Origin of the sequence: Geoglobus acetivorans, from assembly GCF_000789255.1 — an archaeon.
In the GTDB taxonomy this organism is placed as follows: domain Archaea; phylum Halobacteriota; class Archaeoglobi; order Archaeoglobales; family Archaeoglobaceae; genus Geoglobus; species Geoglobus acetivorans_B.
Genome location: NZ_CP009552.1, coordinates 1,166,748 through 1,180,039 on the forward strand (window position 1 = coordinate 1,166,748; position 13,292 = coordinate 1,180,039).

General features: G+C 48.5%; 16 protein-coding genes and 1 tRNA gene. 9 read left to right on the forward strand and 8 right to left on the reverse strand.

Annotation, left to right across the window (positions count from 1 at the left end):
* Window positions 1-9 precede the first annotated feature (9 nt).
* The 7 genes from GACE_RS06920 to GACE_RS06950 are packed head-to-tail and all read right to left on the reverse strand — an operon-like array spanning window position 10 to window position 6,288.
* Window positions 10-399 carry a universal stress protein gene (locus tag GACE_RS06920; protein ID WP_052400249.1) on the reverse strand — a complete coding sequence of 130 codons (390 nt, stop codon included), beginning with the start codon at window positions 397-399 and terminating at the stop codon, window positions 10-12.
* A gap of 1 nt (window position 400) precedes the next feature.
* A complete protein-coding gene (locus tag GACE_RS11765; RefSeq protein ID WP_048092251.1) occupies window positions 401-1,105 on the reverse strand; it encodes an ABC transporter ATP-binding protein in 705 nt (234 codons plus the stop codon).
* Window positions 1,106-1,834 carry an ABC transporter ATP-binding protein gene (locus GACE_RS11770; RefSeq protein ID WP_048092252.1) on the reverse strand — a complete coding sequence of 243 codons (729 nt, stop codon included), beginning with the start codon at window positions 1,832-1,834 and terminating at the stop codon, window positions 1,106-1,108.
* Between the two features lie 4 nt (window positions 1,835-1,838).
* Window positions 1,839-2,825 (reverse strand): branched-chain amino acid ABC transporter permease, encoded by a 987-nt coding sequence (locus GACE_RS06935; RefSeq protein ID WP_052400250.1) that lies wholly within the window; start codon window positions 2,823-2,825, stop codon window positions 1,839-1,841.
* On the reverse strand, window positions 2,826-3,716 hold the full coding sequence (locus GACE_RS06940) for a branched-chain amino acid ABC transporter permease (RefSeq protein ID WP_048092254.1): 891 nt from the start codon (window positions 3,714-3,716) through the stop codon (window positions 2,826-2,828).
* A gap of 28 nt (window positions 3,717-3,744) precedes the next feature.
* Window positions 3,745-5,046, reverse strand: a complete 1,302-nt coding sequence (locus GACE_RS06945) for an amino acid ABC transporter substrate-binding protein (RefSeq protein WP_048092256.1) — start codon at window positions 5,044-5,046, stop codon at window positions 3,745-3,747.
* A gap of 45 nt (window positions 5,047-5,091) precedes the next feature.
* Entirely contained in the window at window positions 5,092-6,288 is a 1,197-nt protein-coding gene (locus GACE_RS06950) for an acyl-CoA dehydrogenase (RefSeq protein ID WP_084063763.1), read from the reverse strand.
* A gap of 172 nt (window positions 6,289-6,460) precedes the next feature.
* Between GACE_RS06950 and GACE_RS06955 the strand changes: the two genes are divergently transcribed.
* Genes GACE_RS06955 through aroE form a run of 7 tightly spaced genes read left to right on the forward strand, consistent with a single transcriptional unit; the run spans window position 6,461 to window position 11,734 of the window.
* A complete protein-coding gene (locus GACE_RS06955; RefSeq protein WP_048092258.1) occupies window positions 6,461-7,030 on the forward strand; it encodes a pyruvate ferredoxin oxidoreductase subunit gamma in 570 nt (189 codons plus the stop codon).
* Window positions 7,024-7,317, forward strand: a complete 294-nt coding sequence (locus GACE_RS06960) for a 4Fe-4S dicluster-binding protein (RefSeq protein WP_048092259.1) — start codon at window positions 7,024-7,026, stop codon at window positions 7,315-7,317. The genes GACE_RS06955 and GACE_RS06960 overlap by 7 nt, the downstream gene beginning before the upstream one ends.
* Before the next feature lies 1 nt (window position 7,318).
* A complete protein-coding gene (locus GACE_RS06965; protein ID WP_048092260.1) occupies window positions 7,319-8,494 on the forward strand; it encodes a transketolase C-terminal domain-containing protein in 1,176 nt (391 codons plus the stop codon).
* Window positions 8,491-9,366, forward strand: a complete 876-nt coding sequence (locus GACE_RS06970) for a thiamine pyrophosphate-dependent enzyme (protein WP_048092261.1) — start codon at window positions 8,491-8,493, stop codon at window positions 9,364-9,366. The genes GACE_RS06965 and GACE_RS06970 overlap by 4 nt, the downstream gene beginning before the upstream one ends.
* Window positions 9,367-9,393: 27 nt before the next feature.
* Window positions 9,394-10,161, forward strand: a complete 768-nt coding sequence (locus GACE_RS06975; protein ID WP_048092262.1) for an inositol monophosphatase family protein — start codon at window positions 9,394-9,396, stop codon at window positions 10,159-10,161.
* Window positions 10,158-10,934: an NAD(+)/NADH kinase gene (locus GACE_RS06980; RefSeq protein WP_048092264.1), complete on the forward strand. Its 777-nt coding sequence runs from the start codon at window positions 10,158-10,160 to the stop codon at window positions 10,932-10,934. The genes GACE_RS06975 and GACE_RS06980 overlap by 4 nt, the downstream gene beginning before the upstream one ends.
* Window positions 10,931-11,734 (forward strand): shikimate dehydrogenase, encoded by an 804-nt coding sequence (aroE, locus tag GACE_RS06985; protein WP_048092266.1) that lies wholly within the window; start codon window positions 10,931-10,933, stop codon window positions 11,732-11,734. Before GACE_RS06980 ends, aroE begins: the two co-directional genes overlap by 4 nt.
* On the opposite strand, the gene GACE_RS06990 is transcribed toward aroE, so the two are convergent.
* The gene (locus tag GACE_RS06990) at window positions 11,711-12,877 is read right to left on the reverse strand and encodes an HD domain-containing protein (protein WP_318249151.1); all 1,167 of its coding nucleotides are present in this window, start codon (window positions 12,875-12,877) and stop codon (window positions 11,711-11,713) included. The genes aroE and GACE_RS06990 overlap by 24 nt on opposite strands.
* 59 nt (window positions 12,878-12,936) lie before the next feature.
* Between GACE_RS06990 and GACE_RS06995 the strand changes: the two genes are divergently transcribed.
* Window positions 12,937-13,010, forward strand: a tRNA-Pro gene (locus GACE_RS06995).
* The gene (locus GACE_RS11420) at window positions 13,011-13,280 is read left to right on the forward strand and encodes a hypothetical protein (RefSeq protein WP_148305945.1); all 270 of its coding nucleotides are present in this window, start codon (window positions 13,011-13,013) and stop codon (window positions 13,278-13,280) included.
* The last annotated feature ends 12 nt before the right edge of the window (window positions 13,281-13,292 follow it).

Sequence of the window (13,292 nt, forward strand, 5' to 3'; positions counted from 1 at the left end):
GCGACCACCTCATTTTATACATATCACAGGAATCTCTGCGTGCAGTATCACCTGCTGCGCAACACTTCCGAACAGCAGTTTACCGGCGGGAGTTCTTTTTTTCACCCCGATAACGACAAGTTTTGCATTTACCTCCTCGCAGAAGAGAAGAATGTCCTTTGCGGGATCATTCCCCCTCAGGAGAAAGTGCGTTTCCACATCAATGCCGTACTCTCCCGCTATTTTCTCTGCATCGGCAAGAAGTTTTTCCCCGAATTCCACCTCTTCCAAATCGGTTTTATCCCCGCCCGGACTGGAATGGATTATGTGTAGTTTCATTCCCCTGAACTTCGCCTCCTCTGCCGCAAATCTGACAAGCTTCTCCATCCTCCGGTAATCATCAACCGCACACACAATCATATCAAACACCCACGTAAACCCTCTTAATTTCATCAGAATCCTTTATTTCATCGACAGTGCCCTCAGTAACAACTCTACCCTCCCCAAGAACGTATGCGTAGTCCGCTATGTCCAGAGAGGCAAATACATTCTGCTCAACAAGAAGGATTGTAAGTCCCTCATCCCTCAGCTTTGAAATCGTCTCAAAAACTTCTGCAACAAGCTTGGGTGCCAGACCCTGGCTCGGCTCATCCAGCAGAATCATTTTCGGGGCGGTCATCAGCGCTCTCGCAATGGCAAGCATTTGCTGCTCTCCGCCGCTCATCGTCCCTGCCTTCTGTTTTTTTCTCTCCTTGAGTCTTGGAAAGAGTGTGAAAACCAGCTCAAGTGAGTCATCAAATCGCTCTTCAGCTCTTTTCGTGTATGCCCCCAGTTCCAGATTTTCCTCCACTGTCATTCCGGGAAAGAGATGCCTGCCCTCGAGGACCATCGTCAGTCCCTTCTCAACCTTTCTGTGCGGGGGCAGAAACGTTACATCCTCACCGTCGAATTCCACGTTTCCATTCCAGGGACTGTTGAGTCCAAAAATGGCTCTAAGTGTGGTTGTTTTACCGGCACCATTGGGTCCAAGAATTGCTGTTATCGTCCCCTTCCTCACTTTCAGATTTACGCCCCAGAGAACCTGCATCTCCCCGTAACCAGCCTCAAGTTCCCTTACCGTGAGCATTCAAACCACCTTCTTTCCAAGATAGACTTCTATAACCTCTGGATGGCTCAACACCTCGTACGTCTCACCATCAATCAGCTTCTTGCCCTGGTGCATCACAACCACTCTCTCAGCAAACCTGGTTATGGCATGCATGAGATGCTCCACCATCGAGACCACGGCCACCTTTTCCTCCTTCCGTATCCTGTCCAGAAGGTCCAGTATCCGGTTAATGTCCGAAGGATTCATTCCGGCCATGACCTCATCCAGAAGGAGCATCTTAGGTTTCATCGCAAGAGCCCTTGCAAGCTCCATTAACCTCTTCTCAAGGGGCGTGAGGAGTTTTGCCTCCTTATCTCTCAGATGGTCAATTCCCACAAGCTCCAGCATTTCATCAGCCGCTCTAAGGGCCGAATCAACATCCATTCCCGCCCCAAACATGGCACCAATCGCCACATTTTCTATCACCGTTGCCGAGCCAAATGGTCTCGGGATCTGAAATGTTCTTGCAAGCCCCAGGGGTGTTCTCCTGTGCGGCGGAAGTTTTGTGATATCCTCCCCATTGAAAATTATCCTGCCCTCATCCGGGTAATACACTCCGCTTATGAGGTTATAGAGCGTGGTTTTACCGCTCCCGTTCGGTCCAACAATTCCGAGTGCTTCACCCTCTTCAACCTCAAGGCTTATTGAGTCGACAGCAACAAGACCTCCAAACCTCTTTGTAACGTTTTCAAGCTTTAAGAGTGCCATTTTATCACCTCAAATACTCTGCAAGCCTGGAGTTTCTTGTTCTCTTAATCAGATATCCTGCAACTCCCTCCGGGAAGGCCACAATGGTTATGATAAGAAGAGGTGCAAGAATCAGCAGCTGCACTCCAGGAAATATCACCGATAGATAATACTTGAGTATGCCATAGATTAAACCACCAATCATCGGACCAATGAGGGTCCCGGCACCTCCAAGCATCACGATAACAATCGCCTCAACTGTGTAGTGTATGTTAAAGACGTCTTCGGGGAACACATAGGTCAACTTCAGAGTCCAGGCTATCGCCCCAATCAGCCCTGCAAACGCCGCACTGGTTATGAACGCCATTATCTTGTATTTTGTTACGTTTATCCCCATCACCCTGGCAGCATCCTCATCCTCCCTCAGAGCGAGCAGAGCATAACCCATTTTCCTGTTTAGGATCACAACTGTCGTGAGAGCTGCAAGAAAAGCTACCAGGAATAACAGCAGGTCTGAAACGAAGGTGGAAAGATAGTTTGCAATTTCTCGTCCAAACGCCTTCCTCATGAAACCTGAAAGCACGATGCCTTCTGAGCCGCCCCAGAGTTTTGTTCCAACAAGCAAAAACCTGAAACCTTCATTCACGCCTATTGTGGCAATGGCAAAATATGCTCCCCTCAACCTCAGAGCCACCGCTCCAACAGCCATGGAGAGCAGTACAGACATGATAACTGCAAGCACAATGCCTATGGGAATTGCAATGAGTCCGAGATGTGCGAAGCTCTGGAGGGCGATTGCCATCCCGTACGCTCCAAGCCCGAGAAATGCCACGTATCCAAAGTCAACATACCCTGTAAGCCCGAGGAATATGTTAAATGCCTGGCCGAGAGCCACGTAAAACATGAAGTAAACCACAGGCTGCCACATTCCCGGAACAGTCAATCCGATGACGAGCAGTATGACATAGACGATTACCATTGGAGTGAGGGCCTTGAGTTTGCCAATCTGCATTCACTCTTCACCTCCAAAGAGACCGGTTGGTTTGACAAGCAGAATCACAAGCAGGAACACGAATGCCACGAATCTCGTCAGGGCAAACGGCTCAACTCCTGGAATCATGCCAAGCAGCGTGTAAGAGCCATTTTCGAAAAGCCCGAAAAGGAATCCCGCAATAAACGCACCCCATGGCGACCCCAGACCGCCGAGAACAGCAATAACGAAAGCCCTGAGTGTGTAATCCGCACCCATGTACACGTTGATTCCAACAGGAACAAAGAGCGTTACCAGAACTCCACTCATGACAGTAACTCCAATCCCGAGAGCGAAGCTGAGAGTGAAAATCCTGTTTACATCGATTCCACAAACCGCTGCACCATCCCTGTCCTCAACAACAGCTTTTATTGCTTTTCCAAGCTTTGTTTTTGTGAACCACAGGTAGAGCAACCCCGCAATTATTGTCGAGGCCACAAATGCAAGAATCTTGGTGTACGGGACGGTTATCGACCCGAGATACAGTGTTCCAATGTCCCAGCTGAAACCAACGTAGTCAGATCCCCAGATGAATTTTGCAGACTCCTCGATAAACACACCTATGGCAAAGGTGGCAAGCAGGGTGGAGAGTTCTGGGGCATCAACCAGCTTTTTCATCACGGCCCGAAATATGACAAAACCAAGGGCAATACCAAAAATAAGAGCAACAGGTATGGATAAAATCGGAGCGATCGAATAAAGCGTAAAAAGCCAGAAAGCTGTAAATGCCCCAACCATAACAAAAGAACCGTGACCAACATTAACAATTCTCAAAACTCCAAATATCATGCTCAGACCCATTGTTGCAACACCATAAACGCTGCCAAGCAACGCCCCATAGAACAGATTCGAAATTAAGTGGTCACCTACCATTCCATCACCTCAAAAAAATAGATATGGATTATTTGGTAGCAAGCTTGCCCTGCTCCTTTTCTTCCCACGTGGGCATTGGATAGTACGGATCTGCATTCGCAGCTTCTGGAGGCCATATAATCTTCTTTGTGCCTCCCTGCCACTGAATTATGACCATCTCATGTCCTATCTGCTTTCCAGTCTCTGGATCAATCTTCCACACTCCGTAAACGCTCATGAACTCAATGCTGTTCATGGCCTCTCTGACATCATCCGGATTTGTGCTCTGTGCCTTTTCGATTGCGTAGGCGTAAGAGAGTACTGCAGCTGCAGCCTCTGCAGCGTGGTAGCTTGGAGGTTCATCGGTTCCCGAAACTTCCTTGAACATCTTCAGGAACTCATCCTGTGTTGGACCATAGTAATCGATGCCAAGCTTCTTAGCTGCTTCAGGCCCATAGCTGACTCCAATCTCCCACTGAGCCGGGCCGCAAACGCCCTCCGCCTTGGTACCGAGAGCATCATAGAATGCCGGGAGAGCAGGTGCGACAAGTATCGAAACCGCCTTTACATTGATCTTCATATCTGCAAGCTGGCTGACAAGGAGCTGACCATCTGCAAAATGGCCTCCACCGATTATCACATCGGGCTTAGCTGCAGCAAGTTCATTGAGCAGCGGAGACAGGTCCTGAACACCTTTTGGATAGGTCTTGTCAAATACGATCTCAAAGCCAAGCTGTTTTGCATACTCGCCAGCAGCCTTGAAAACAGCCCTTGAGAATTCATTGTCCTCATATATCATCGCGACTCTCTTTGCCTCCGGATCAACCGATTTAACCATGTCGAGGAAGCCGGTCTGGTACTTGCTCGCAGGGCTGAGAGTCTGGACGACATAATGGTAGCCCTGCTCGAATATGTAATCGCTCGCGCCTCCATGGCTATTCATCAACACACCTCTCTGATCAGCAATTGGTGCCGCTGCCAGAGTCAGGCCAGAGCTGTACGGGGCGAGGATGAATTTGACACCATCCTGGTCTGCAAGCTTTTGAATCAGACTCTGAACAACCTCTTTGTTGGACTGGTCATCATAATATTTCAGTTCGACCTTGTAGACCTTGTCACCAACCTTAAGCCCACCATGTACCTCGTTTATCCACTTTATAGCTACCTGCATACCCCACAGAGACATCTGGCCTTCCTTGGAGTATTTTCCTGAAAGACTCAGTGGTGCCCCAAAATAGAGGACCTCTGCCTTGGGTGTTTCCTCAGATTTCTGTTCTTGCTGGGCACATCCTGCAAAAAGCAGGGCCAGCGCCAGCAAACCAAACACAAACAGCGCTGCAGTTTTTTTCATGCATAACACCTCAGTAGATTTTAAATAATTAATCTTTAAAAATTTTTACTTTTCAAGCCTCAGCTCCCTTCTGAAGGCCTGGATTCCGGTTATGGCTCTTCCCAGGATGAGGGTGTGGATGTCGTCTGTGCCTTCGTAGGTGTAGACTGACTCGATGTTTGCCATGTGTCTTATCGGGGAGTAGTCCAGGCTTATGCCGTTGGCTCCGAGCATTTCTCTTGCGAGTCTTGCTATGTCCCTTGCGATTTTGACGTTGTTCTTTTTGGCTAAGGAGATCTGTTCTGTTGTTGCCCTGCCTTCATCCATTAGTCTGCCCAGCCTCCATGCGACGAGCTGGGCCTTGGTGATTTCAATAAGCATGTAGGCGAGCTTTTCCTGGACGAGCTGGAATGATGCAAGAGGTGCTCCAAACTGCTTTCTCTCCTTCACGTAGTTGAGGACGGTCTCAAAGCAGTCCAGGGCTATGCCAACTGCACCCCAGGAGATGCCGAATCTTGCCTGGTTGAGGCAGCTCAGGGGGGCGCCGAGGCCCAGCGCTTCAGGCAGTCTCTGTTCATCTGAGACCCTGCAGTTAACAAGCGAGAACTCCCCTACGCCACCTGCTCTCATCGAGCCCTTCTTTGTCAGCGCGCTCTGGTGGAATCCCTTGGTTCCCTTTTCCACTATGAATCCCTTCACCCTGCCGTCATCAACGTCTCTCGCCCAGAAGATTGCTATGTCTGCTATGTCGGCTTCAGTAATCCAGGTTTTTGTTCCGTTGAGTATCCACTCGTCTCCGTCTTTTTTGCATCTCGCCTCCATGCTTGCGGGGTCGCTGCCGTGGTTTGGTTCGGTGAGGCCGAAGCAGCCTATTATCTCTCCGCTCGCAAGTTTGGGAAGGTACTTTTTCTTCTGCTCCTCACTCCCGTATCTCCATATTGGATACATGACGAGGCCGGATGTTACAGCAACAAAACTCCTCAGGGCGCTGTCTATCCTTTCGACCTCCTGGCAGACCAATCCGAATGTGGTGTAGTTCATCCCCGGACAGCCGTATTCCTCGGGGATGAATGCCCCGAGCATGCCGAGTTCTCCAAACTTCTTTCCGAGTTCCCTGAAGTTGAGGGGCTTTTCCTCATGCCAGGCATCTATTACAAGAGGCCTGACTTCCTTTTCCAGGAACTCCCTGACTGAGCTTCTGACGAGCTTTTCCTCATCTGTTAGAAGTTCATCGATGTTGTAGAAGTCTGCTGGTCTGGACACGTTTATCACCTTTTAAAATTTTAATTATTTTTCTTTATTAATTTTTCGGAATTTGTTTTCCTAAAATAAAAATGATTAGAAACATGAGAAAACAGAGCAGACAATATTCCGGATACCACAAACTTATTATATCCTTAAAATTGCCATTCTATGACACAGATTTCAGGAGGGGATGGATATTCTAAAAGAAGTTAGGTTTCACGGTAGAGGTGGTCAGGGAGCAGTTACAGCAGCAGACATCCTGGCAGTTGCAGGATTTAAGGATGGTTATTACACACTGTCATTTCCCATGTTTGGCGCCGAAAAGAGAGGTACTCCGGTTGTCTCTTTCCTGAGAATCTCTGACGAGCCGATTGTAATCAGAGACGAAGTTAAAAACCCCGATTTCGTTGTTGTGATGGATCCGTCTCTCGTGGATGTTGTAGATGTCCTTGCAGGAATTAAAGACGGCGGTATTGCAATAATAAATTACCCGAAGGGCAGTGAGGACCTCAAGCAAAAACTCGATACGGATGTTGAAATCCATGCGATCAATGCCACAAAAATGGCAATGGAAATCCTGGGGCGGCCGATCACAAATACCGCAATGGTTGGAGCTTTTGTTGGAGCAACAGGGATTGTAAAAATCGAAAGTGTGGAAGAGACGATTATGGAATGGTTTGGAAACAAGGATATTGCCGAAAAGAATGTTAGGCTTGTTAGGGAGGCTTATGATCACATGAAGGAGGTATGCGGATGGTAAAAATCAAGCTTTATATCGGTGCGAGCAATCCCCCATTGAGCACCTCAATGAAGACGGGGGACTGGGGGACAGAGTGGGCAATTGTTGATGAAGAAAAATGCATTGGATGCGGGCAGTGCGTTACATTCTGCCCCGAACCTGCCGTTGAGCTTGTGGAAAAAGACGAGAAGAAGGTAGCTGTTGTGGACCACGACTACTGCAAGGGTTGCTGGGTATGCTATACCGTCTGTCCCGTCAATGCAATAGAAATGGAAACAAAGGATATTTACAAGATAGAGGTGTGCTGAAATGAGGAAAGTTGTGAGAGGCTTTTACGCCATAGCATATGCAGTAAAGCTCTCAAAGCCAAACGTGATTGCCGCTTACCCAATAACTCCCCAGACTGAGATTGTTGAGAATCTCGCGCAGATGTACGCTAACGGAGACCTTGGTGATACGGAATACATAACAGCAGAATCCGAGTTCGGAGCCGCTTCAATGGTTCTCGGTGCTTCAGCAGCAGGAGCAAGAGTGTTTACGGCCACAAGCTCACAGGGACTGCTTCTAATGACCGAGGTTCTCTACAACGCAGCAGGAATGAGGCTGCCAGTCGTGCTTGTCGTGGCAAACAGGTCAATCTCAGCCCCACTGAGCATCTGGAACGATATTCAGGACAGCATATCCATTAGAGATGCAGGTATAATTCAGCTCTATGCCGAAAACAATCAGGAAGCCCACGACATGGTGCCTCTCGCCTTCAAGGTTGCAGAAAACAGAGATGTCCTTCTCCCATTCATGGTATGTGTTGACGGGTTCAAGCTGACACACGCATACGAGCCCATTGATCTGCTCGATCAGGATGCAGTTGACAGGTTCCTTCCACCATACAAACCTCCGGTCAAGCTTGATGTAAACAATCCGGTCGCAATGGGATGCTATGCACCGCCACCATACTACATGGAATTCAGGGTGGCGATGGAATATGCAATGGACAGAGCAAAGGAAATCATGCTCGAGGAATTCGAAAAGTGGTACGAAATCACGGGCAGAAACTGGGGTGGACATGTCGTTGCTGAATCCTGTGAGGATGCTGAAATCGTCGTTGTCGCAATGGGCTCCATCGTAAGCCTTGTCAGAGAGGCTGTAAAACATCTCAGACAGAAGGGACTGAAGGTAGGTTTGCTCAAAATAAGAACATATCGTCCATTCCCTGCTGAGGACGTCAGAGAAAGCCTCAAGAATGCCCAGAAGGTTATTGTTCTCGACAGAGCCTTGTCTGTAGGTGCCGAACCACCGGTCACAGCAGACGTCAAATCCGCCCTCTTCGGGCTGGACCTGAAAGTGTATCCGGTGGTGGTGGGCCTTGGAGGCAGAGACATACCGAGAGAGCTCATCGAGGATATTGTAAAAAACGTTGCAGAGGAAAAAATCACCCCCGAAAAGAGGTATGAAGGTCTAAACGAGTTCGAAGAGGTGATACCATGAACCTTTTTGGTCCCGGACATGGAGCCTGCCCCGGATGCGGCTTTCCGATAGCGGTGAGGGGCGCTCTGGAAGCTCTCGATGGCAAGGCCATCGTTGTCAACTCAACAGGCTGCCTCGAAATTGTGAGCTCAATGTACAACAGGAACACATGGGGAGTGCCTTACGTTCATTCACTCTTCGAGAATGCTGGAGCAGTTGCAGCAGGTGTTGAAGCGGCACTTAGAGCATTAAAAAGAGAAGATGAGGCCCATGTTGTGGTTTTCGCAGGAGATGGTGCAACCTTCGACATAGGTTTCGGCACCCTGTCTGGAATGATGGACAGAAATCACAACGTAATCTACATCTGCTATGACAACGAAGCTTACCAGAACACCGGAAATCAGCAGAGCATGGCAACCCCGACGGGAGCGGCAACAACCACCACACCGGTCGGAAACATACTCCCGGGAAAGGTCGGAAGGAAGAAAGACATGATCGGTATTGCAGTTGCCCATGGCATCCCATACGTGGCATCGGCAAGCATAGCGTATCCAAAGGACTTTCAGAGAAAGGTCAGACGGGCAGCGGAATTTAAGGGAGCCAAATACATCCAGGTCCACTCCCCATGTGTAACGGGATGGGGAATAGACGGCAAGCTCACGGTGGAGGTGGCAAAGCTCGCGGTGGAGACCGGACTGTACCCGCTTGTGGAATACGAGAACGGGCAGCTTGTCAGAGTGAGAAAAATCAAGGAAAGAAAACCTGTAACCGAATACCTCAAGCTGCAGAGAAGGTTCAGACACCTGTTCAGCCATCCGAAAGGGCAGGAAATTATAGAAGAGCTTCAGAGAGTTGCTGATGAAAACGCAAAGAAATACGGGCTTGACGCCTGAATTCTTCCATTTTTTGAACAGGTTTTTATGACCCCGAAAGAAGCTCTTGAGATTTCAAGGAGCGTTGCTGAAGAAATAGAAAGGGAGGTAAAAAAGCTTTCAGGCACTTCTGAAGCCGGAGTAACGGTTGGTATCGGAAAGGACGGGACGCCCAGCAAGAAAATAGATGTCATGGCGGAGGAAATAGCCATTGAACACCTCCTGCAGCACGATGTGAGGGTGGTCAGTGAAGAAGCGGGTGTGGTTGGTGAAGGAGACATATACGTTGCACTCGACCCAATTGACGGGACATTCAATGCGGTGAATGGTATTCCATTTTATTCTGTCACGCTGTGCTTTTCATCCTCCAGAGAACTTGGAGACACATTTTTCAGCTATGTGAAAAACTTTGCAACCGGTGATGAATACCACTCAGACGGAATCTCTTACAAGAACGGAAAGAAGATAAAAGCCAGCGAAACGGAGAGGCTGGACTGCAACGCAATAGTGTATTATCCTGAAAGAAGATATCCGTTCAGAAGGATGAGGATATTCGGCAGTGCCTCTCTGGAAATATGCATGGTTGCCGAAGGATCCTTCGACTGCTTCATTGATCTGAGAAAATCAGAAAACGGGAAGGGGTATCTCAGGGTGTACGATATAGCCGCATCACTTTTCATCGCCAAAAATGCAGGCGCAGAAATCACGGATCTGGATGGCATCAACATCTGGAAAAAAGAGATTTCCATGGAAGAGAGGTTCAGGGTTGTGGTTTCCGGAAAAACCCTTCACAAAAAACTGCTCGAGCTGGTATGAAAATCGGAATAGTTTACAAGTTTGACTCGGTGGAAATAGCCAGAGAAGTCGCAGAATTTCTCGAAAAATACGGATATCAGGCAGAACTGCACCACATACCATCATGCGCACTCGAAGACTGCGGCATGATCGTTACGGTAGGGGGAGATGGCACAATTCTCAGAACACTGCAGGAACTGAAAAACCCGCCCCCAATATTCGGCATCAATACGGGCAGGATGGGAATTCTGACTCATGCATCTCCGGAAAACTATGGTGAAGAGCTGCTCAGAGCGGCAGAGGGTAAACTCAGAATAGAGGAGTTCATGAGGATCGAGGCATCACACAGGGACGTGAGAGTTACAGCCCTGAATGAGGTTGCCGTTGTCTCCTCGATCCAGGCGAGACTGATAGAGTTCGAAGTGTATGCGGATGGGGAGCTTATCGAATCCATGAGGGCTGACGGAGCAATATTTTCCACGCCCACAGGCTCAACCGCCTACTCGCTTTCAGCGGGCGGGCCGATTATCGACCCCTACACAGAGGCTATCTGCTTCACACCGATATCACCATTCAGAATCGGGTGGAGGCCCTGGGTGCTGTCACCAGAAAGAGAGGTAAAGATAAGAGTTTCGGCACTCAGAGATGCGCTGGCAATAGCGGATGGAAACAAGTCCATGGAGGTCGGAGCAGGAGAAGAGGTTATAATCAAAAAGTCAGAAAATCCGGCCAGATTCTTTGAAAAACCCTCGAGAATAACAGATATGGTGGCAAAAATGAGGTCAATGAAATGACCGGCGTTTTCGGTGTCATAGGATTCCCGATTAAACACTCCCTCTCACCTGTGATGCACAACGCTGCGCTGAGGCACCTGAATTACGATGGGGTTTACGTTCCCTTCGAGGTTAAACCTGAAGAACTCGAAATAGCGGTTGCAGGCATGAAATCACTGAACATCAGGGGCATAAATGTTACAATCCCCCATAAAGAGAGAATCATCGAATTTTTCAATCCGGAAAAAGAAGTCCAGGAGATAGGGGCCGCAAATACAGTGGACCTGAAAAGCGGGAAGTGCTACAACACAGATGTTTATGGAATACTTGAAGCCATTAATGCAGCGGAAATTGAAGTCAATGGGCTGAAGGTGCTGATTATCGGAGCCGGTGGGGCTGCCAAAGCGTGTATCTACGCCCTTAGAGATTCCAGCAGAGTTTACATAACCAACAGAACTGAAGCAAAGGGCAGAGCGGTTGCCGGAAAATTCGGTGCTGAGTTCGTTCCCCTACATGCTCTGGAAAACCACAAATTCGATTTAATAGTCAACGCAACCCCACTGGGCATGAAGGGCTTTGAAAGCATCATGCCCGTACCGCTGAACCTGATCAAAAAGGCCCATGCCGTGTTTGATATGGTTTACAACCCCCCATCAACGCCACTGGTTTCGGCAGGCAGAAAATTTGGCTGCAGGATCGTCAGCGGGATCGACATGCTCGTTTATCAGGGTGCGAGGGCGTTCGAGATATTTACCGGGCAGAAGGCTCCCGTTGAAGTGATGAAAAAAGCCGTGATGTCAGAGATCGAGAATATCAGATAGCTTCCGCTGTGTTGACGTATTTATATCGAAATATTCCACGGAAACTTTTCTCACGGAGTCTACATGTTCTGCAGGGCAGTACACACCCATTCTCCAGTTCTGCATGTGTGCATTTTTCAGCGCCCTCACGAGAGGAGATATCTCCTCAACGGACACGAATTCCCCATTCACATACACGGGAATGTCATAATCCTCACTTCTGTATTCCGGTACATCCACTATGACCTCCTGCTCATCCAGTCCGGCAATTTCGGCAATTTCTCTCTCCGCCCTTTTTGTGTCAATCTTCTCTATGTTAACACCAACATCCTGTTTTGGAGCATATACTGCCCTCTTGTACAGCCTTCTGGTGTCAAGTCTCGAAACCATCTCCTTGGGAAATCCGCACGAGTTTCTCATTGCTGAGACTACATCGTGATCATCCATTTCAACGAGTTTTTTGGGATCGATCTCATTTTCCGAGATCATCCATTCCACGGCTTTCTCAAACATTTTTTTGGCAATTCTGCAAACATGGTGATGATACACGGCAGAATACATGAGATAACGGGAGATCAGCAGGCTTTCAATCGCCCTCACACCCTTTATGCTGACATAAACGTTTTCGCCGTCAAATTCCAGTGTTTTAATGAGCCTGTCAAAATCCACTATCCCGTAAGCAACTCCAGTATAGTGCGAATCCCTCATCAGGTAATCTATCCTGTCAACATCAATTACACTCGAAACCGGGGGTTTCAAAATACCTTTTGCGACATTCTTCCAGTCCATCCCGTTCTTTTCAAGAATTTCTCTTATTCTGGAACCTTTCAGAATGTCCACAACATCCTCATGTTCCTTCCCGAGGTATTTCCTCACGATGCCTTCTCCGGAGTGGCTGAAAGGGGTGTGTCCGATGTCGTGGAGGAGGGCAGAAGCAAGGATCTCAGCATCATCTGTGAGCATTTTTGCAACGTGCAGCGTTCCTATGCTATGCTCGAATCGGGTGTGGTTGGCTCCGGGATAGACGAGGTCTGCAAAGCCAAGCTGCTTGATCCTCCTTAGCCTCTGAAATTCGGGAGTGTCTATAACCTCAACCATCCAGTCCTCAAGCCTGATGGTACCGTGGATGGAGTCGTGAATGTTCTTCACAACCCAATCTCGCACAGAAAATAGATTAAACTATCGCAGAATTTTTAAACCCATTCGGTAAGGCCTGAAAGGAAGGGGCCGTAGGGTAGCCTGGTTATCCTTCGGGCTTTGGGAGCCCGTGACCCGAGTTCAAATCTCGGCGGCCCCATTGCTCAATTCGTTTTGGTTTGAGGAAGATTATCTGACCATTTGTCAATTTTCCACGCAAGACTTCGAGAAGGTTGTCCTGCTGAATAGAATTAACAGACGTGATGACAAGAAAAATCAGGAGAGAGACGTGCTGAACGCAGTCAGGGAGTACATCCCCAACCTATCCGATTTCGTTGAAAAGAAGCTTCTGGAGTTTCTAAGCTACGTAAACCACCCTCTCGGAGTGGAATGGAGTAGCCCCGCGGGTGCTACATTATTCGAAAAATAGAAGCCCCCTCAA